This is a genomic window from Candidatus Desulfosporosinus nitrosoreducens (assembly GCF_030954495.1).
Classification (GTDB): domain Bacteria; phylum Bacillota; class Desulfitobacteriia; order Desulfitobacteriales; family Desulfitobacteriaceae; genus Desulfosporosinus; species Desulfosporosinus nitrosoreducens.
Map to the genome: position 1 here is coordinate 17746 of NZ_JAVHUW010000037.1, position 21120 is coordinate 38865.

18 protein-coding genes are annotated in these 21120 nt (G+C 45.2%); 4 read left to right on the forward strand and 14 right to left on the reverse strand.

Annotated elements, in window-relative coordinates:
• Window positions 1-66: 66 nt before the first annotated feature.
• Window positions 67-765 carry a hypothetical protein gene (locus tag REC12_RS06405; protein WP_308892989.1) on the reverse strand — a complete coding sequence of 233 codons (699 nt, stop codon included), beginning with the start codon at window positions 763-765 and terminating at the stop codon, window positions 67-69.
• Between the two features lie 300 nt (window positions 766-1065).
• Between REC12_RS06405 and REC12_RS06410 the strand changes: the two genes are divergently transcribed.
• A complete protein-coding gene (locus REC12_RS06410) occupies window positions 1066-3024 on the forward strand; it encodes a sigma-54-dependent Fis family transcriptional regulator (protein ID WP_308892990.1) in 1959 nt (652 codons plus the stop codon).
• Window positions 3025-3436: 412 nt separating this feature from the next.
• Here the strand turns inward: REC12_RS06410 and REC12_RS06415 are convergent, their stop codons facing one another.
• From REC12_RS06415 to REC12_RS06435, 5 genes are all read right to left on the reverse strand, one after another.
• Entirely contained in the window at window positions 3437-4138 is a 702-nt protein-coding gene (locus tag REC12_RS06415; RefSeq protein WP_308892991.1) for an ABC transporter ATP-binding protein, read from the reverse strand.
• Complete coding sequence (locus REC12_RS06420; protein WP_308892992.1) at window positions 4131-5957, reverse strand: branched-chain amino acid ABC transporter ATP-binding protein/permease; 1827 nt, start codon at window positions 5955-5957, stop codon at window positions 4131-4133. The genes REC12_RS06415 and REC12_RS06420 overlap by 8 nt, the downstream gene beginning before the upstream one ends.
• Window positions 5914-6798 carry a branched-chain amino acid ABC transporter permease gene (locus REC12_RS06425; RefSeq protein WP_308892993.1) on the reverse strand — a complete coding sequence of 295 codons (885 nt, stop codon included), beginning with the start codon at window positions 6796-6798 and terminating at the stop codon, window positions 5914-5916. Before REC12_RS06425 ends, REC12_RS06420 begins: the two co-directional genes overlap by 44 nt.
• A 176-nt stretch (window positions 6799-6974) precedes the next feature.
• Complete coding sequence (locus tag REC12_RS06430; protein ID WP_308892994.1) at window positions 6975-8192, reverse strand: ABC transporter substrate-binding protein; 1218 nt, start codon at window positions 8190-8192, stop codon at window positions 6975-6977.
• Window positions 8193-8319: 127 nt separating this feature from the next.
• Entirely contained in the window at window positions 8320-9183 is an 864-nt protein-coding gene (locus REC12_RS06435) for an amidohydrolase family protein (RefSeq protein WP_308892995.1), read from the reverse strand.
• A 515-nt stretch (window positions 9184-9698) separates the two neighbouring features.
• Between REC12_RS06435 and REC12_RS06440 the strand changes: the two genes are divergently transcribed.
• The 3 genes from REC12_RS06440 (at window position 9699) to REC12_RS06450 (ending at window position 12608) form a co-directional block, all read left to right on the forward strand.
• Entirely contained in the window at window positions 9699-11114 is a 1416-nt protein-coding gene (locus REC12_RS06440; RefSeq protein ID WP_308892996.1) for a sigma-54 interaction domain-containing protein, read from the forward strand.
• Window positions 11115-11302: 188 nt separating this feature from the next.
• Window positions 11303-11977, forward strand: a complete 675-nt coding sequence (locus REC12_RS06445) for a CoA transferase subunit A (protein ID WP_308892997.1) — start codon at window positions 11303-11305, stop codon at window positions 11975-11977.
• Window positions 11970-12608 carry a 3-oxoacid CoA-transferase subunit B gene (locus REC12_RS06450; protein ID WP_374214182.1) on the forward strand — a complete coding sequence of 213 codons (639 nt, stop codon included), beginning with the start codon at window positions 11970-11972 and terminating at the stop codon, window positions 12606-12608. Before REC12_RS06445 ends, REC12_RS06450 begins: the two co-directional genes overlap by 8 nt.
• A gap of 120 nt (window positions 12609-12728) precedes the next feature.
• Here the strand turns inward: REC12_RS06450 and REC12_RS06455 are convergent, their stop codons facing one another.
• From REC12_RS06455 to REC12_RS06490, 8 genes are all read right to left on the reverse strand, one after another.
• Window positions 12729-13766: a ketopantoate reductase family protein gene (locus REC12_RS06455; RefSeq protein ID WP_308892998.1), complete on the reverse strand. Its 1038-nt coding sequence runs from the start codon at window positions 13764-13766 to the stop codon at window positions 12729-12731.
• Window positions 13767-13782: 16 nt separating this feature from the next.
• Window positions 13783-14628 carry a beta-keto acid cleavage family enzyme gene (locus tag REC12_RS06460; RefSeq protein WP_308892999.1) on the reverse strand — a complete coding sequence of 282 codons (846 nt, stop codon included), beginning with the start codon at window positions 14626-14628 and terminating at the stop codon, window positions 13783-13785.
• A gap of 549 nt (window positions 14629-15177) precedes the next feature.
• The gene (locus tag REC12_RS06465) at window positions 15178-16599 is read right to left on the reverse strand and encodes an MFS transporter (protein WP_308893000.1); all 1422 of its coding nucleotides are present in this window, start codon (window positions 16597-16599) and stop codon (window positions 15178-15180) included.
• Window positions 16600-17097: 498 nt separating this feature from the next.
• The gene (locus tag REC12_RS06470; protein ID WP_308893001.1) at window positions 17098-17646 is read right to left on the reverse strand and encodes a hypothetical protein; all 549 of its coding nucleotides are present in this window, start codon (window positions 17644-17646) and stop codon (window positions 17098-17100) included.
• 55 nt (window positions 17647-17701) lie between these two features.
• On the reverse strand, window positions 17702-17854 hold the full coding sequence (locus REC12_RS06475) for a hypothetical protein (RefSeq protein ID WP_308893002.1): 153 nt from the start codon (window positions 17852-17854) through the stop codon (window positions 17702-17704).
• Between the two features lie 282 nt (window positions 17855-18136).
• Entirely contained in the window at window positions 18137-18829 is a 693-nt protein-coding gene (locus REC12_RS06480; protein ID WP_308893003.1) for a DNA alkylation repair protein, read from the reverse strand.
• Window positions 18830-18847: 18 nt separating this feature from the next.
• On the reverse strand, window positions 18848-19228 hold the full coding sequence (locus REC12_RS06485) for a nuclear transport factor 2 family protein (RefSeq protein WP_308893004.1): 381 nt from the start codon (window positions 19226-19228) through the stop codon (window positions 18848-18850).
• A gap of 234 nt (window positions 19229-19462) precedes the next feature.
• Window positions 19463-20980 (reverse strand): hypothetical protein, encoded by a 1518-nt coding sequence (locus REC12_RS06490; RefSeq protein ID WP_308893005.1) that lies wholly within the window; start codon window positions 20978-20980, stop codon window positions 19463-19465.
• Between the last annotated feature and the right edge of the window lie 140 nt (window positions 20981-21120).

Sequence of the window (21120 nt, forward strand, 5' to 3'; positions counted from 1 at the left end):
TGAAACTAAAAACGGGTTATGCCTAACTTTACCAGCAAAGGCAAACCCGTTGTGTTTTGATTGACCTTAAGCTTTTACACTTGGCTCCGCTACGCTTCCTTCGGCTATTTTTGCGGCCAGTTTGTTAATGCCGTGAACACCGGCAATAAAAATAATTCCGACAATCAGCTCGATAATAATCCATTGATATACATTCGTCACCGGTACCGTTGCCGCAACCGCTTTATCCGTTGCGCTTTTCATCGCAGTCATGACAGCAGGGTTTCCTCCGGCAGCAACCACCTCATTGGCATACCCTGCAACGGTATTGGCCGCTATAGCCGCCGCTGTATTCCCGCCTGAAACTGCTGCTGCGACGGTAAATAACATAAAGGCATAGCTATTGAATACCCAAGGGATAACGTCTTTTAAGAAAATAATGGCTGCCACAAAAATGCAAACATAAATCAATTTGGATTGAAACATGGCTTCGACCGTGTGAGGATCTGTAAATTTGGCCATATCCCCTCCCAAAAGCGGGACCGTAAAATCAAACCAGTATACTACCAAAACAAGATTGAGCAGTCCAAAAGCGCTGCCAATCAGAATCGCAGGCGCTTCTTTAAGATTCATATGGGCGATAAAGAAGAAAATCATGATCATGAAAGCCGGCCAAGTTGCCAGGTTCATAGGTTCTAAGACGAGAAAACCTGCGACAATCAGGATTAATAAGAGAACGAGAAAAACCAAATTAGCTTTGTTAAAAATACTTGAGAGTTTCGCCATGCCTATCCTCCTCCAAAAAATAAGTGACTGCCGAAATAGGATCTCCTCTAACTGTTACAGCTGAATTGAATCACCCCTCACTACTCTAATGTCTTATTGGAAGTTGCTGTTGATACCCCCAATGCAACTTTTGTGCCATTTATTAAAATATTATAAATATTTAATTGATTGGAATAAACATGAAGTAAGTCTTTAAATACTTCCTGCTACCAGAAAAGTTTATTTTATTAAACATTCAAAATTATTGTATAATACTAATGATTCGTAACCATTCAAAATGGCTGGATTGGAGGAAGTGTTTTGCCAAATAACACAAACCGCTTCGAAATGTTACGGCTCTGGGAGAAGTTGAATAAAGGCGAATTTGATCCTACCATTTCTATTCACAACTACATATATCAATCCTGGGAAAGAAGCAAACACTACAAGGTTGACCCTTTTAAACCCAAAAATACCGATATCCTCAGTCAGGAAGATTTCAAGCAATTGCTTAGTTCAAATCACTTCTTATTAGATTTAGCCGCCCCGTCCATGGAGGATATTTACAATTACACCAAAGGGTCAAGCTTTTGTGTCGCCTTAAGTGACAAAACCGGCAGGCTTCTTAAGGTAATCGGTGACGACGATGAGCTGGCCTTTACAAATTATAGTAATTTCAGTGAAGGTTCCAATTGGTCCGAAGATGTAATGGGAACAAACTCCATAGGACTGGCCCTGGTTCTCAATCAGCCGGTTCAAGTTTACGGGTATGAGCATTATTGCAAATGTGCGGCCCTTTCAACCTGTTCGGCGGCCCCAATTCATAATGAATATGGAGAAATTATCGGTGTGCTGGATCTCACCGGTCCTTACAAACATGTCAATATTCATACCTTAGGTATAGTTGTTGCTGCTACGAGCGCTATTGAACGGAAAATCCTGCTTGAGAAAGCCTATCATGAAGTAAACCTTGCCAATTCTTTAAAACAAACCGTTATGGAATCAATATCTGAGGGCATTATCGTCATTGATGAAAATAGGCGGGTAATCCATGTCAATAAACGTGCAGGTTATCTTTTAGGTATCGATACTAAAGATAATTTAGGCCTGGACATAGAAAGCATGCTGCCCAATAACTCATATTTTATAAATCTGATTACTTCCTGCAAGCCTATTTACGGGGAATCCGTACTTATTAAAACGTCAAAGGGCAAGAAGAAATTCATGATCAACTGTACTCCTCTGGTCAACGAACTGACACAGCAAAAAATCGGTTCTGTCTGTGTGTTCCACGAATTACACAGTGTCGTCAGTAAAATAATGAGGCCTCGAACCACTATAACCTTTGATAGTCTGATTGGAGAAACCAGCACCTTCCAATTAGCCTTGGAGCAAGCCAAAATGGCTTCCGAAACCGATTCCAATGTCCTTTTACTCGGAGAAAGCGGTGTTGGCAAAGAGTTATTTGCCCATGCCATCCACAATGCCGGCAACAGAAAGAATGAAACATTTATTACCGTTAATTGCGGCGCAATTCCCAGAGAATTGATTTCCAGCGAGCTATTTGGCTATGAGGAAGGAGCCTTTACCGGTGCCCGCAAAGGAGGGCATCCCGGAAAGTTCGAATTGGCTGATCAAGGCACGATTTTCCTGGATGAAATCGGAGAAATGCCTATAGATCTTCAAACGTCTCTGCTCAGAGTTTTAGAAGATAAAACGATAACGCGAGTTGGCGGCCATGTGGTCATTCCGACCAATATACGCCTGATTAGTGCCACCAATAAAAATTTATTGGAGGAAATCAAACATCACAATTTCCGCAGCGACTTATACTTCAGGCTTAATGTCATATCCATTACCATTCCTTCCCTGCGAAACAGAAAAGGCGATATTCCAATTCTGGCAGACCATTTTATGAAAACCATTTCCGCCAGAGTTGGCAAGACGATTGATAACATTGAACCCAACTTTATTGACCTCCTGCTGGAGCATGATTGGCCGGGAAATATCCGCGAATTGAGCAATGTCATTGAACGTGCCATCAACTTAGCCCGCAATAACACCTTAACCATTGACCTCCTGCCACCTGAAATAAACCAGAGACCATCCGGCAGTGCTATTTCTTTGTGGCGAAACACTCCCACCAAAGAAGATGTGGAAGAACAACTCATAAGGAACTACTTGTTAAAATTTGAAGCCAACAAAAGTGAAGTAGCCAAGGCTTTAAACATCTCCAGAAGTTGTTTATATAGAAAAATGTCAAAATACAATATTAAATAACTTCAATTTGCATAGTAATTTTTATAAAGCAAGATTAAAATCAAAAATCTGGATTTTTTTATGTTTTCTTATTCATATTCTTATTAAACTTTAAGTTGAAGCAAGTAAACGACAGCGATTAAATAGCCTAACTCTTAATTATTTGACGACATCAAAAAAGCCCTATAATCAGAGTCAAGGCAGTTCTTACCAAAACCTCTAATCATAAGGAGAAAGCAATACTTTATTTCCGGAAAAGCTCCGGCAGAAACGGAGAAACTCCTTTCGGAAGCGCCTTCCCGGCGAACCAGCCGCGCTGCGTGGGTTAATCGTGTCCTATTATGCTACAACCACAGGTCAAGACGAGTGTAACATCTTAGGACAGTGACTTTTCTTAAAAGTTCTGACCACGAAATTCGGTAAAAGAGGTAATTTAACCGAGATATGCTCTAAGAATCTCTTCGCTGGAGCTAATCTCTTTTCCGGAACCCTCCATAACTATCTTACCTATCTCAAGAACATAGGCCCTGTCGGAAATTTCCAGGGCCATGGCCGCCATTTGCTCAACAAGCAAAATAGTAATCCCTTCGGCACAAAGTCTATTTAACAGTGCAAAGATATCCTGCACAATAATCGGAGCCAGACCCAGGGAGGGTTCATCCAAAATCAAAAGCTTCGGCGTGGTGATAAGGGCGCGGGCTATAGCGAGCATCTGCTGCTCACCTCCGCTTAAAGTTCCGCCTAACTGATGTTTCCGGTCACTTAAAATGGGAAACATCTCATACATCTGTTGAATGCGTCTGTTCACCAATCGTTTGTCACCCTCGACGTATCCGCCAAGCAGCAGATTTTCATAGACGGTATGTCCGGGAAATATTTGCCTGCCTTCAGGTACAAGGCGCACACCCGAACGGACTAGCGCAGCGGATGATTTTTTGGTAATTTCTTCACCATCCAGCATAATCCTGCCCGCTGTGCCGCGCAGAAGGCCGACGACCGTTTTGAGGATTGTACTTTTACCTGCCCCGTTACTTCCGATAATCGTAACAATTTCTCCCTTATGCACCTGAAAGGACACATCATAAATGGCCTGAACCTTACCATAAGATACCTGCAAGTTCTCTACCTTAAGCATATTTCGCCACCGCCGTTCCCAGGTAAGCTTCACGGACAGCGCTATTTTCCTGAATTTCCTTTGGATTGCCCTCCGCGATTTTCTTGCCGTATTCCAGGACAATTATGCGATCCGATATATCCATGACCAGCTTCATGTGGTGTTCAATCAGAAGTATGGTGATACCTGAATTACGGATACGCTTTATTAGGTTGGCGAAGTAGTTTATCTCCGCTTCATTGAGCCCCGCGCAGGGTTCATCCAAAAGCAGCAGCTTGGGTTCCATCGCCAGGGCCCGGGCCAGGTCCAGAAGTTTCTGCTGCCCGTAAGAAAGGCTGGAGGCCACCTCGTTTGCCTTATCCAGCAAACCTATCGTATCCAGATAAGCAAGGGCTTTTTCCTTATTTAACGTTTCCTGATAACGCATTTTGGGCGTACGAAATAATGTGCCCAAGATGCCATAGCGAAAGGCAAGATGTTTCCCAACCATAATATTTTCCAGGACTGTCATCTTGCCGAATAAGCGGACATGCTGAAAAGTTCTGGCTATACCCAGACCGGAAATTAAATAGGGTTCAATGAGATTCAAGGTCTGATTGCGAAAAATAACTTCGCCGGTGCTTGCCCGATCCATCCCCGTTATCATATTAACCGTGGTACTTTTACCGGCCCCGTTAGGTCCTATCAGGGAATAAATAGAACCGGTTTTAATCTTAAGATTAAGGTTTGAGACCGCGGCCAATCCCCCGAAATATTTCGTTAAATTATTCAGTTCCATGATATCTTCCGATTCATCAGCACCCTGATTTTCCTCAAGGCCGCAGTCAGCCAAAGCAACGTACTTTTTGATTTCTATAGAATCCGGGATTCTCTCATAACTGTACGCCCTAAGGTATTTTTTCAGTTTACCGCTAATACCGTCAGGCATTGAAATAGTGATAACTATCAGCAATAAGCCATAGAAAAACAGCTTAATATCCGGTGAGGCATTAAAAAATTCCGGCAGTACCGTTATGATTAGGGTGCCTACGAGCGGACCGGCCAAGGTACCGGAGCCCCCAATCACGACAACCAGCAAAATATAGACCGTATAGTCAAAGCCAAAGGTATCCGGGCTGATGTATCCGCTATATCCGGCATATAAAGCCCCTGCCGTGCCTGCGAAGATGCCGCTGATTAAAATAGCGATAAACATAAACAGCCTTACGTTTATCCCGGCACTCGTAGCCGCCACGGCATCATTTTTTATGGAGCGGAAGGCACGTCCCAGGTAGCTTTTGACAATACTTCTTTGAATAATAAAACTGAGCAGCATCACAGCAAATATGAAGTAATATTGTCCCATCCAGGTTAAGGGACTGCCTAAAAACGAGACGTTCGGAAGATACATTCCGGCGGGACCGGCCGTAACACCTTTCCATTCGACCAGAACTTCCTGCACTATCTCCACCAGTCCAAGACTGATAAGTGCCAGGTAGTGACCGGAAACCCGAAAAGCCGGTATTGAAACGAACAAGCTTACAAAACACGCGGCAAGTATTCCAAACAATAATCCTACAATAAACGGCATATCAAATCTGACCATCATAACAGCGGCACCATAGGCACCTGCGGCATACATAGGGGCTGAAGCAAAGTGAACAAGCCCGCAGTAACCTGAAGAGATATTATAGCCAATGCTGATAATGATGGTAATGAACATGACAATAACATACCTGGCATAATACTGGCCGGCAAGGATGGGGAAAGCAGCCGCCAAAACCAAGATAACCGCATAGAGGGTATAAGAGATGCTCTTATAATTTAACAGCTGCGTTTTTTTGGCGGAGCTTAATTCCACTTAACACACCTCCCGGCATTAACAAAATTATTAAGATCATAATTACAAAGGAAACAGCGTCCTTTAACCCCAAAGGAATATATCTTGACAATATTGCTTCTAAAATACCTAAGGTCCACCCGCCCACAAAGGCTCCTTTCGTATTGCCCAACCCACCGATCAGGGCAGCGGCAAACCCTTTCAGTCCTACAGTCATGGTCATTGTATAACTGACAAAGGTTATCGGCGCCATTAAAATACCGCAAATTGCCGCGACTCCGCCGGCAAAACCAAAACAGAGGACCACAATCACTTCACTTTTTATCCCCATAATCCTGGCGGAATCGGGAAGTGAGGAAACAGCCCGGATCGCATTGCCCAAGGTTGTCTTTTTGATCATTGCCTGGTAAGCGATAGCGATGACTAAGGTTATGACAATCATAGCAACCTCATGGAGCAGGATTTTATAGCCCCAAAAGGTTATCTCCCGTCCTCCAAACAGATAGGGGAAAGGTTGGGGCTCCGAGCCGAACAGAACTCTTGCCAGGTTGTCAAGGATGATGCTTGCACCCAGAAGTGTGGTTATCCAACCTATATTCAGGTTGAGATTTCCGAGAATTTGGACACACGTTTTATAGAGGATTATGTTGACTGCCGCGGTCATAACAAGGGAAAACAATATGGCCAACCACAGCGGAAGTCCCACCATATTAACCAGCCAAAATCCGATGATCGCTCCGATCATAACAACAGATCCATTGGCAAAGTTAATAATTCCGGTTGTGGAGTATACTATCCCGATCGCCAGGGCCATTAGTGCATAGATACTTCCTGTGGTAAGCCCAAATAAGATATCCTGCATATTAACGTATATCTCCCCCCAAAGTAAAGTAACTCAATATGATGCCCTCCGGTTGTGTTCACCTTTAGTTAATGAGGCTCTAAATCGGACCATAGGGATAATCCAAATAAATTGGGTTATCTGGATTATCCTTTATCCGCAGGTTATGAACTGTTAAAGCCGGGAATTGGCGCCGGCTAATTCCCTAAGCGATAGGCTAATTCTCCCAGAAACTTATCATTAGAGATTTCCAGTTGCACAATTTCGTTCACATTCACGCCATCGTGGTTTGTTTTTGAAAAGACGTAATTATCCGCATAATAACCTTTAAATTGATCCCCGGACTCCAAAGCCGCCTTTACCTTGTCACTATCCAGCGATTTTGCTTTTTCTATAGCCGCTTTAAGCAGCATGACCGCATCGTACCCGGTGGCGATGGTTGAAGGGTTTATGTCTCTCTTGCCTGGTCCATAGGGTCCATATTCGGCAACAATTTTGTCGTACAGCTTCTGACGGGTATCATCAAGCTTCGGCTGTGAACGGGGGGGCGCCCAGGTATCGATCCCTATAGTGCTGCACCTGGTTGCTCCAGGGCCTGCCAGTTCTTGAAAGTTTGGCAAAGAGATGCCGGTATAACCAAGTATTTCTAAATTATTAATATAATTCACACGTTCAAGCGCTTTAACTATCTTGGCACCATCCGCCCCCAGTGCCCAGAACAAGGCGCAGTCTGCTCCTGAGTCTTTGATTTTTTGAGCGACAGGCGTCATATCCGTGGCATTGGGCGTATAGGAGACCTCCGCTACACTTTGTTGACCTGCCTGCGCCAGATACTTTTTCATGTCGGCAAGGCCGCCCGTACCCAGAGCCGATGTATCTTGAACCAGCGCTATCTTTTTAAATCCTTTAGCAAGGGCAATTTTCACCAGGGCTTCCGCTTGCATATTATTAGGAATCATTATCCGGAAAGAGTAGGGATATTTATTAGCGTCAATTAGCTCGGAAGCGGTTGCGATATTGAGAATTTGGACTTTCTTATTTTGATTGACAAAGGCCTCTGTGGCGGCAACACTTGTGGAATTGGTAGGCCCAATGATAAAGTCCGCATTTTCCTTTAAGAGTTCCTCTTCCATGTAAGTCTTAGCTTTAGTGGGATCTCCTTCATCGTCTCTATAAACCGCGCGCACAGTCATCCCCATAATTCCGCCGGCTGCGTTGATTTCTTTGATCGCCAGATCCATTCCGTCTTTTGTGCCCATTCCTAAGGTAGCTGACGGCCCGGACATAGCTCCAACCGCTCCAATCACAATCTCTTTTTTATCAGCTGTCGCAGTGGTTTTACCGCATGCGGTTACGAGCATGGCAACACTAATAATCATTATGAGCGAGCAAACGAACCTGCTATGTTTTTTCACGTTATCACCCTCCAAGAAAGCAGAATTAAGCAGCGAACCGGTTGTCCCACCTAATCCAATAAGGATAGTGACAGACTGCGCCCGGTTCCCGCGCAAACTTTCCGTACTCAACCTAAGCTTGGCATGTCTAGGAAATCAACTCCATAAAATTTTTGCCGAATATGCATTCCTTATGGCTGTCCGGAATTTTGAGGGTTTCGATCCAACCCTTTTTTTGCGTAAAGTCAAAGTGATTAAATTCGAGACATCCATAAGGTCCGTCATTGCCGAAAATAAGCTTGCGATAATCGATAACGCCCGCTCCTTTGGCAACGATCTCCCGGGTAAGATAATCACTGGAGGTATCCAGGAAAACATTGGCTTTGTCTTTCACATACTCCCACATGTTTTTCCAGTGGGGTACACCAAGATGGGCGTAAATCACCTTCAACTCAGGGTATTTTTCCGGTAAATATTGATAGGAACCTTTTTCGGCCGAGAGATGAATAAGCATAGGCTTTTTATTTTCACTGCAAAAAGCCGCTGCTTCATCCAGCGCTTTTATACTGTACTGGTGCATGAAGGGATGCGCCTTGACCCCAATAAAGCCCGGTTTCGTAAGGTAGGTTTCCACTTCCCGCATTGCCTCCGGCTGGTTGGGGTTTACCGTGACCCAGCCATAGAATTTACCGGGATATCTGGCTATTGCTTTTTCAACACAAGCATTATCCGGTTTGAAATATATGGGAAAATGTTGCCCGCCCAGGACAAAATCCCTATCCTCTACCAAAGCATTATACATATTAAAGCCATCCGGACTTCCATCAAGCAGCAATTGTCTAAAGTAGTCCAGACCGGCCTTTCCTTCGGGAGTTTCTTCGGCTGAAAACATAGTTGTATTAAATGGAGCAATGAGGGCAGCTTTCGTTATACCATTTGTCTCCATCAATTTCACCTGTTCATCAATTGTTAACATGGTCTCATCAATATGAAAATGGCTGTCAACAATCAAATTATCTTCCCCCCTTCATAAAGGTCCCTCCGCCAGGCTGACCTTGCGGCCCCCCATAGGTAAACCATCATTTCGGAAACTCTTTCAGAAATCTCCGCCTTGCAAGAGCACTTCACCTCCCTGCCACTAAGGCCTGGCCTGTTGCTTCCGAGCTGTTCACAATGTTTAATTGCAAGAGCTATGCCAATCCTAACCGGGCCGCCTTAACGTCCCGCCGCCGGTTCCGGTACAGCCGGGCCCGGGTCGATCCTGCCTGGATAGAGAAGAACGCACTTCTTAGGTAATAGCTTTATTATTGTTTAAATATTTTAAATTTTGCGATATTGCTAAGTTTTTGGCGATCTTGCAAAAATTATTGGCAATATCGCCAAGTGCTTTTGCCGTAAATGCTCCCCTTGCCTGGAAATTTTAAGCGGCAGCAGAGAATCTTTATTTATTAACTGAATATTTTCTATATTAAAAAACTTTGCTATACTAAAATTGCTCCATACCCTTGATAGAGGAGGTCATATTGCATGGAATACGAGCGCTCATTTTACGCTGAAATTTTAGACAACATCAATATTGGTATCTTTGTCCTTGACGCGGAAGGCAACTATCTCTATTTCAATGACGCTTATTGCAAGATGAATTATAGACCGCCGTCATTTTACCAAAACATTTCGGTCCCCCAGATGAAAGAGCTTGGGATCATTTCAAACGGCGCCTGGGAAAAAGTCATGCAGGAAAAGCGTCAGGCTACGGTACAGCTCACCGTTACCGATGCTGATAATGACAATGCCTATCAACTGTTTGTCTCAGGGACCCCCTCTTTCACCAGCGACGGCAGAATAAATCATGTTATTTGTCTGGCAGAATCCGTAGAAAAGCTAAACATTCGCATCCAGACCGGCATCCTGAACAAGTGCTTCAGCACGAATTCCACTCTGCCCAAACTTCAAAAAAGCATCGACATCATTGCGGAAAGCCCCAGCATGAAGCTGATCCTGAGCCAGCTTTCCATCGTGGCCAAAACAGAGGCCTCGGTCCTCATCACCGGTCCGACCGGTTCCGGCAAGGAGGTATTAGCTGAGTACATCCATCGGATGAGTGCCCGCAGCAACGGCCCGTTTATCGTGGTAAACTGCGCCGCCATACCGGAAAATCTGTTGGAATCAGAACTCTTCGGCTATGAGAAGGGCTCTTTCACCGGTGCATCCGCACTCGGCAAAAAAGGTCTGATCGAGATGGCTGACGGCGGCACGCTCTTTCTGGATGAAATCAACTCCATACCTCTCAGCCTTCAGGCAAAGCTGCTGCGCGTGCTGGAAACCCGGCGGCTTAAACGGGTCGGCTCCCTGACATCCAAGACGATTGATTTCCGTCTTTTAAGTGTGTCCAACGAGGAACTGGCAACGCTTATCAAGGAGAACCGTTTCCGTTCAGACCTGTTTTATCGCCTTAGCGTCGTACCGGTCCGCATCCTGCCCCTGCGAGAACGTAAGGAGGACATCATCCCGCTGGCCCTATACTTTCTCCAGCATTTCTGTCAAAAATATTCTTGTATGAAAGTACTCTCGGAACAGGTCATGAACTTCATGCTTTCTTATGATTGGCCCGGCAATGTCCGCGAACTGCGGAACTTCATAGAACGTCTCATCGCCACCTCACCGGAAACAGATTTGCTGGTTGAAGGCATTCCCGCCGGACTTCTGCAACTATCCGCCCAGGCGGAGCAACATCCGGTCCTTCCCTTGCCGCCCCCCGCCGGTGAACCTAAATCCCCAATCCCTTACGAGAATCAATTTTCCTATCAGGCTTACATGAACCAGTGCGAGGAACAATTGCTGCGCGATACGTTTGCGCAATTCAAAACCCCCGCCAAAGTGGCGGAGATTTTAAAACTGGACCTGTCCAATGTCTACCGGAAAAAGAAAAAGTATAATATTTAAGGCTGGCTTACGGTTTTGACCGCCGGCTGATTTTGTCTCTTGTTAATTGGCATAGTTATTGCATCAACCTTTGGTGTCTAAGGCTGAAGAAAAGCCCCGGCTTATATCCGGCAAAGGGAGATTACTGCACTGACCAGCGCGGGGCTTCAGATTAAGACTTCTATATTTTGAGGAAAGGTTGAGTGGCAATGGCTCAGATAGTGACACTGAAAGAAGCAATCCACAAGATTCAGAATGGAATGACCATCATGGTCGGAGGATTTCTCGGGTGCGGAGTTCCGGAACAACTTCTGGAAGCTGTTTGTCATAAGGAAGCCAGGGACTTGACCATCATAGCCAATGATTCGGGTATTCTCGGGGACGCCTTGTCTCACCTCATCGTCAAACGCTGCGCAAGGAAACTTATCGCCAGCCATATCGGAACCAACAAAGAAACCGGCAGGCAAATGACCGCCGGCGAACTTGATGTCAGACTCGTTCCCCAGGGAACGTTAATCGAACAGATCCGGGCGGCGGGATCAGGTTTAGGAGGAATTCTGACCCCGACGGGCATCGGAACAATTATTGAAGAAGGCAAGCAAAAATTGGTCGTCAACAGCACCGAATATCTGCTTGAACTCCCCCTCCGTGCCGATATAGCCTTAGTAAATGCCTATAAGGCGGATAAGTCCGGAAATCTCGTCTATCGCCGTTCGGCCCGCAACTTCAACCCAATAATTGCTATGGCGGCAGATATTGTTATCGCCCAGGTAAACCATATCCTTGACGATGGAGAAATCGATCCTGATGAAGTTATGACTCCCGGTATCTTTGTCGATTATTTGGTTCAGAAGCAAGCGCGGGAGGTGCCTAACGTTGGATAAGGAAGCAAGAATGGACTGGCTGATTCGACGGGTGGCCCAGGAATTCAAAACGGGAGATGTCGTCAATTTAGGAATTGGCATCCCAACAAAGGTTGCCGGAGCATTGCCGGAAAGGATAAAGATAATCCTTCAATCGGAAAACGGTTATCTGGGGGGCGGCCCGGCGCCGGAAAAGGGAAAAGAAGATCCCGATACGGTAAATGCCGGAGGACACTATGCGACTATTTTACCCGGCGGCTGCAGCTTTGACAGCGCCACCTCCTTCGCCATCATCCGCGGAGGGCATATCGATGTCACGGTACTGGGAGCCCTGCAAGTGGATGAAGAAGGAAATTTAGCCAATTGGATGATACCGGGCAAAATCGTTCCGGGAATGGGCGGGGCAATGGACTTAGTGGTGGGAGCACGGCGGGTTATCGTTGCCATGGAGCACAGCGCCAAAAACGGCAGCTTCAAAATCCTCAAGAAGTGCACCCTGCCTCTGACAGCGGCAAGACAAGTCAATTTGATCGTCACCGACATGGGAGTTATGGAAGTCACTCCCGTGGGTTTGCTTCTTAAAGAACTCGCCCCCGGTTTAACCTTCGAGGAAGTTCAAACCTGTACCGAGGCCTCTCTGATCACCCGGTAATTAATGAAGATCAACCACCCGCCTTTATAAACATCGCCATCCAGGAAAACCGGCCAATAAGGCCGGTTTTTTGGGGGCTAAGGAGAACTTTCCCAATTAATTATGTACTGCCAAAATACCTCAGTGGCCACCCTTCCCGAAGCCGGACTCAGGAAAATATTTCAGATTATCTCTGCTGAAAGCCATCTCCCCTGCCTCAATCCACCTTACGATGTTTACAACCGTCTTGTTGAAAGGGGTAGGAATACCTGCTTTCCTGCCCTCATCACAAATATAGCCATTGATCATACCTACTTCTGTTAATTTGCCTTTTTCCAGGTCTTGCAGCATGCTGGCCTTTGCCGGGCGCAAATCTTTGAGGATGTTATAGAAGATCTGCTGCGAAGTCTTGAATTCTTCCTCGCTGCCAATCCTCCCCAGAAGGGTCATGTCGATTCCCAGCAAGTCAGGCATTTTATACCCCAAAGCCTGGCAGACCGCAACGGCCTCATTGGCAATATAGCTCATACAGGCGCTTGCAGCGGGATTATCGATAATCTCTCCGAAGGTGCAGCCAAGAGCGGCTGACATACCGCTCCAGCAGCTGTTAAACATAACTTTCAGCCACCGTGCGCCCATTAGATTGTCTGTAATTCTAACCGGTCCCATGGCTTCCAGCGCCCCGGCCACTCTCTGAATACGCTCCCCAACTACACCATCAATCTCACCAATCTCAAACAAGCAGTCTGATTGGCTGATATCCTGGGTTAATTCGGAAACACCGGGCTCCACAAAGGTTGCGCCCCATAAAACAGTGCCTCCAACGGTTCTTTCCTTGCCAATAATACCAGCGACGCCCGGTTCGGGCACTCCGTTCTGCAGTGTGCAGACAATACTATCCGCATTTAGAAAAGGCAGAAGCTGATTTAAAACCTCTTTGTTAACCGTCTGCTTCGTAAGCAGAAATACCAGCTCATATTTGCCTTCCATCCGGTCGGGTGTAATAGCCTTGACCGGGACTGTGAAATCCGCACAATGGATGACACGTGCCCCTTTTTCATTCATGGCCCTGACATGCTCGGCATAGCTATCGATTAAAATCGTTTCCTGCCCGTTTTTGTTCAAATAGGCACCTAAAACCGTGCCCATTGAACCACAGCCATATATTGCAGTTCTCATTCTCTCTTCCTCCTTATTAGCGGATCAGCTGCTTGATGCCTAAAATCCCGCGGGCCTCGGCAGGGGTGGCGATCTCCTTGCCAAACTCTTTGACAACCCGGACAGCCCGTTCCACCAACATGACGTTGGTTGCCTTGACGCCCCTGGCGTACATCACATTATCCTCCAGTCCAACTCTGATCCCATCCGCACCCAAGGCTAGAGCGGCGTACATGATAGGCAAGTGGTCTTTGCCGATGCCAAAGGCAGACCATTTGGCGCCCTCCGGCATGTGCCTCACCAAATACTGAAGGTTATCCACCGTAGCCTCCATGCCGCCTAAAACGCCCAGAACAAACTGGCAGTAAATTGGGGGGTGCAAAACACCGGTTTTCAAATAATACTTGGTATTTCCCAACATACCCATGTCAAAAATCTCTATCTCAGGCTTCACATCGTAATCCTGATAGCACTTGGCCAAATCCCTGAGAAACTGGGGAGTATTGTCAAATACCACATCACAGCCCCAGTTGAAAGTGCCCGCATCATAAGAACCCATTTCAATTTCCGGAATAGTCTTGAAGTGGGCCATCCTCTCCTCCGAACTTCCGGTAGGGTAAGCCCCGGATGATGTGCAGCAAAGCACCACATCACAGTCTTTATTGGCACGCAGAAGTTCAATAGTTCTCCGGAAAAGATCAAGATTCATGGAGCCCTTTCCTTCCCCGTCTCTCATGTGCAGGTGCACAACCGACGCGCCGGCCTTCCAGCACTTGTAGGCATCCTGAGCTATTTCCTCAGGCGTAAGAGGGATATGCTCGTTAATATCCTTGGGAGTAACAGCACCGGTCAAGGCGGCGGTAATTATAACTTTATCCGACATAAAGATCCGTCCTTTCCATGTTTCAATTGAATCCGGCTCTTCGCGTTCCGGTAAGATCTGCTGCCGGTAAGATCGCTTTCCGTCCTTTGCAGATTCCGGTATTCCTGTAACGCACTACCTCAAAATAAGCAATAGTTATGCCAAATTCCGAAGAAGGTAATAGTTTTAGCTGCTTTTATGAAAGCGGTTTGCTGTTTACCGGAGTTATAAGGCAATGAATCTATTGAATGTGGTTTTATCCTCACTATCCTCACCTTAATGGCTGAGATAGGACTTAAATTTTATTGGCGCTATTACCAAAAAAGGCAACATCGCAAATGAAATTGCGATGTTGCCAAAATATTCTGTTTTTAATTCCGATTTACCAATGTTTTGCTTCGGGAGGACTGAGCTTCAACAACAAGGGGCCCGCAGCAATAGGGGCCTTTATCCTGATCACCGGCCCGACCGGTTCAGGGAAAGAGGAGCCGGCCGTATACTCTCACTTCACACGTACACGCAGTTGGGGAACCTTGCTTAAGATTGAAGAACTATTGAGTGGGCTTTCCTTTATACATTGATTTCCTCAAGTTCAAGCCCGGGTTTTACTTTCGGAGTGCCAAGAGCGCAGGCGCAGGCTATCCAGCTGGCAATGCCAAGCCATAAAAACGTCGCTATTTCCACGCCAAAAACGCTTACAAGTGTCTGTGAGGTTAATCCGGCTAAGAGCAACGACACCCAAACAGAAAAAGAAACGAAGGACCCGCCGGTACCCCTTGCTCTGGTGGGGTAGTTTTCCAGCACATAAGCCGCGACAACTCCCATATGTCCGACTGTAAAAAAGTAATATAATGCCCACCAAAGAGCCATTAAGCCCCAGGTATAGCTGCAGAAGCCAAAGAGAGCCCCGAAAACGCCCCCGATTGAGAGCCATATTATGGAGACATTGCGGCGGCCGATCTTCTCTCCGCAGAAGGCCGCAACTAAATAACCGACAGCTCCGATTCCGGTTCCCCAGGCATTGATAATCCAGGAGTCTCCCAAAGTAAAACCGTGATTCTGCGCTATCGACGGCAGGAAATAAGCCACGGAAAAAAGTCCGTAATTATAAACGAACATCCAGATCCAAAAGAGGATCGTTCTTGCGCGCAGGTCGGATTTAAACAGCTGTTTATAGGTGAATTGAAGCGCCTCGCCTTTGTTGGTCTTAAATTGGGTCTTGACCTGTGCCGCCGCGCTTTCCAGCGCTTCATGCTTTTGCCCGGCGGCCGCTCTGGACTCTTTTCTCAGCTTCGCTATGTCTTCAAAACGCGGGCTTTCTTTAACCCGGGCCCGCACCCAGAGCAGTAAAAGGATCGGGGCTAACCCTGCCCAAAAAACCCCGCGCCATCCCCAGAGAGGCACAAGACCCATTACGATCCAGGTCGTTAAGAACCAGCCAACCGGCCACCCCACCTGGGCAAAACCCGTCCACCAGCCACGCGAGTTTTTAGGTGTCCCCTCTGTCACCATCGTTTGTCCGGCCGCCCATTCGGAGGTGCTGCCGGCCATACAGACACACCTGGCAAACAACAGAGAGGCAAAACCCATTGACAGGGCACTGAGAGCGCTCCCAATGGCAGTGAATAAGATTGTCCACTGGAATATCCTCTTTCGCCCCAGATAGTCCATCAACGGTCCCACAATCAGAGTAGCGAGCATGGCGGAAAGCGCCATCGAGGAAATGATGATCCCAATCGCCGAATCAGGCAAGTGTAGGTCCTTCTGAATCAAGGGGTACACAAAGCTGAAAAATGAACCGTCGATATTGACCAAAGTCCACCCCAAGAAGGAGGTCATGGTAACGATCCAACCACCCGGCCCCATACCCAAAAATGTCTTTTCAGCAGTCTTTCCTGCTCCAGATTTAGCCAGCACAGACTTCCTCTCCTTTCCTTTGCCCTTAAGTGTCCCGGCCTCTTGCGCATTCCCCAGTTTCCGGCAGACACTCATCAGGAATATCTCCTAAGCTGTTGCAAAATTTATGCCATGACGACAACTATTCTAAAGGGCTTATTAATCCGATTTATCAGGCCCTGGCCTATGGGAGCCGGTTGTATTTACAATCTATGGACATAACAAAGGGCTGACGTGTCGCAAACACGCCAGCCCGGCAGGTTGTAGCTTTATTTAACTTTCAGCGTCCGCAGGCATCATTCTCCGATAGTCATGCCATTTTGAACTCGTTTTCTTATTTGATGCTCCCAAAGCTATAGATTTTCAGCTGTGGATCTCACTTTAACCCCTGCTGATCCTTACTATTAATGTATCAGAAGGGAGGTTGAGTCACGACGGTATTTGTTCCAGCCTTTACAGTTCCTTAGCCAATGAACAGTTTCACACAAATGATTATCCATCTCTTCTTTAATGGTAAGTTTAAGCATTTACACAAAACTCTTTACATCCTCCAAGTTCTTTAATAAACTCATCTTTCAGGATTGTAAATTCAGACTAATCCACCTTACACGGATCAATTGCCATTAATTCATCAATACGCTTATTCCATTCTTCATATGTTCCTTTACCTTCGTTAAAATCTTTTTCTACTTGATCAAGCAGAGATTTTTTATGCTCCATAATTTTATCAGACTTCATATATTTTGCTTTAATTGCAGGATCTTCTTCATTTGCCGCAAGAGCCAAATAATTTTGGGTCTCTAAGTCATCTCGCGAATAAAAGATTCTTGTTTTAAGGCTTTCTTTGGGTTGTTCAGAAGTTGGTGTTGATAATTCCTTCATTATCTGATTAGCTTCCAGTTGCATAGGCATATTTTTGAGATTATTTTCAGCTTCCCTAATCTTCTCCCAATCTTTCTCAGTATTTCTGGGCATAGCTACAATCTCTGCTTCAGTTTTACGTTGTTTATTTGAATATTCAGATTTAAGCTGTTGAAGTCGTTCTTTTTTGGCTTGAATATCAGATTTTGCTAAAACCGTATAAGAACCAGTACCAAACAATACTGCTGATATCATAACTATTGATAATATTTTAAACTTCATTATATAATTTCTCCCTAATTTTTAGTGCATAATAATGCAAAAACCATTTCTGCCATTATACACCATCTTCCGTTTTAAAGTAACGCTTCATCAGCTTTTCCATCGGATAATTCGTGAAAATTTGGGCGGCGGTACCGTCGTCGTTCATTCCCGGGGCGTTGCCCTCCGTGCAGATGGGATTGCCGAAGATCAATTTTAACCTGGCCAAAGCTTCCAGGGTAAACTAAACGACAGCCGATTAGAATATCTTCTGGCTATCATCAAGGATTTAAAGACGACTAAAATCAGTAACCTAAAAGATGCCACCGCATTTCTTACCTTTCTTCATACTCATCCTATGGGAGCCGGTTGTATTTACAATCTATAAACATAATAAAAAACTGACGTGTCGCAGACATGCCAGCCTAGCAGATTGTCTAACCGAAGGGTTAGTCTGGTTTCCTCCGATCAAACAGATAGGATTCCGTTGCAGTTATTGGGAATCCCAGCTTTATTTAACTTTCAGCGTCCGCAGGTACGCCTTTGCTTCGTCACCGATCCGGTAGCTCTCAACCGCTTTCCGGATAGCTTTGTTGTGCGTCCATTTCTCCAAACGCTGTGCCTGAATATACGGCAAAGCCGCTTCGTACTGCTTGGCCAAGGCCGTTGCAAAATACCAGGCGATCATCATGTTGACATAGTATTCGTCCGACCGGATACCTGCCACAAGCTCAAGCATCTCCGGCCGGAAAGCGTCATTGAGATAAAAGCTCATCAACATGCCGATCCCAAAGCGCACTGTATAAGTCTGGTTGGATATCAGCCAGACTTTAATTTTCTCGTAGAGTTCGGGCAGATGCTTTTTGAATATTTTCGGTGAAATCAGGTCACAGGTTGCCCAGTTGTCTATGTATGGCAGGAACCCGTCGATGGCGGCAACGGCGGCATCATAATCCCTGATTGTTTCAATCAGGAAGCCGTGCAGATTATTTTCTTCATAATACCCGTGCGGCAGGATTTTAAGGAACTCCGAAGCCTCCGGCCTTTGGGAAAACTCCCGGGCGAGCTTCCGCAAATCCGGCGTGCGGACGCCGATCACGGTTTCCGGATTCACCGTTGGCATGAGTTTGCAGGTAAACTCTTTGTATTTCAGATCCTGCAGCTCGAATAACCGGCGCCGAATCTCTTCTTCTATATTGCTCATCTCATTTTCCTTTCATCTTTATTCCTTGCAGGACGCCATTGTTCTGGTTCCTTGGTGAAAGACCATTTGCCACCTTCCATCGAGGAACTTCCAAATTGAACTGCGCAATGAATTCCGCATTTCTTCTCTGGATTCATTGGGCTTAACTGCCCGATAGGTAGCCAGTACTACATCCGCCGCTAAGACTTTGACTTGAAAATCCTCAATAATTATTAGAACTGCAGGGGAATAAGGCAATTCCTCGACAGTTTGTAATTTGTCGAATATGTACCCGGAAACTCCAAATTCAACAAAATCGTCGGCCAAAAGCCTTGAAATTTCCTCTCCGGAGCGACGAATCTCAGGTTGTAACAGCCTGTCTTCCAGATCATATATTTGTTCGCAGAGTGATGATGTCATTTTCAATATCCGCCCTTCATCATGAAAATTGTTTTCAGGATTATCACAAATGAGTTCATTTTTTGCGGTAATCTTTATGGATTTTTTATTCAGTTCATTATCTGGAAGTTTAGCGAACCGAACCCATTGAGAAGGCAGTATACTTATAAGTGTATATAGATTAATAAAGAGGTATCCCCTTATTGAGGATGCCTCTTTACCTATAAGATGTTTTGCCTTCTCGAATCCTAAAAATTATTTAAAATCTGTATCAGCATCGGATTCCGGATCCGCAGGCATATTCCCAATATTTAATGCGGTTTTGACTCCAGTTTCTTCGTCTGTTATGGAAAGAATAATGGTTTTGGCCGAATCATTTAAATCATAGGTTATTGTACAGGTCCCGTCTTTTGGTTGTAACGCTATCATTGAATTGACCGTGGAACTTAAAACAAGTTGAGATGCCGGAATTTTTGCTGTAATATCTGTTCCTTCTTTATTAAGTATCTGATATGGAAAAAGTATCGGATATGGCAATTGAGCATGGGAATTTGATGTAATCATATCTGTAATTATATCTGTAGGAAGGAAAGAGATTTGAGCGATTTTCAAATCGCTTGTTTCGCTATCCGCAGTATTGAGCGATTCTAAAGCTGCCAGATTTAGTAATGCTGAAACACCGATACCTTTTTCGTGCATTATACTAACCAGGACTTGTTGGCCAGCTTGTTGGTCACTCTTTGAAAAATCATACATTATAGTTCCTATACCTGTTGTCGGGTCTAAGCTTATAGCAGCTTCAGTGGTGCTAATTAAGGCAGTGGCCTTGAGATCTGTTGCCGGAACTGTCTTGGTGATATCCATATAATTATGGTCTAATATTTTGTATTGGAAGGTTGCTGCATCTGATTCCGTCTTTGTTAAATCACCTGAAACAAAACTAATTCTGGAAATTGCCGAAGAAGTTGTGCTCTGTACCGGGTCCGGTGCTGAATCTTCGGATATTGTCGGAGAGGTTGTGCTCTGAACTGGATCCGGAAATGGGTCTAACCCTAATGTATTTAAGACAGCAGTTATTCCAGTCTTTTTATCTCTAAGCGTAGTTCTGATAAGTTGATTTGTATTAAGGGCTTTAAAGGTAATAGTACCTGTTCCTGTCGAAGGATCTAAAGCAACGCTTGAGTCATCTGATGAACATGCTTCGATTTGGGAAGCGGGAACTTCTTGAGTAATATCATTGATAAAATTGATTATTTTATATTTGAAGGTGGCAGTGTCTGGTCCGGTCTTAGTTAAAGAATCAGAAAGAAAATGAATTTCATCAACCCTTATAAGATCATCCGCATCGGCATTGCCGATAATTAAAGTTGCCGAATCCCCCAAGCAATATCTAGGCGTCAAGTAAACTTTAATGTATTTGTCAGATTCTGAAAAATCGTAGGTCAATGTACAGGTTCCGGTTTGGGGATCCAGGCTTGCGGCGGCCCTTCCTCCTCCATTTTCCCAACCATCCTTTGAAATTCTCGCGTCTACAGTCAGATCGGAAACAGGGAACTCAGAAGTTATGTCTTTGCCATGGGCTCCAAATAATTTGTAGTGGAAAGTTCCTGTCGTTGGGCTAGTCATGTCTAAGCGATTCCCAACAATTTGAGTGGCGTAAACTTGAGTTTCCGGATAACCTGGGACTAGTGGCAACGCAAAAACATTGGCGGAGGAGATCAGTAAGAATATTAATGCCAGCACAAAGGATTTTCGAAGAATTCTCTGGGACATATCAACAAACACCTCTTTCCAGTTAATTATATAAATAAAACTCTGTTTAATGTAAAAAAGCTAATCTTTTTATTTTCTACAAGATAATGAATATACCTTCTAAATGAGTAAAATAATGGCTAAAAAATATTTAATATCTC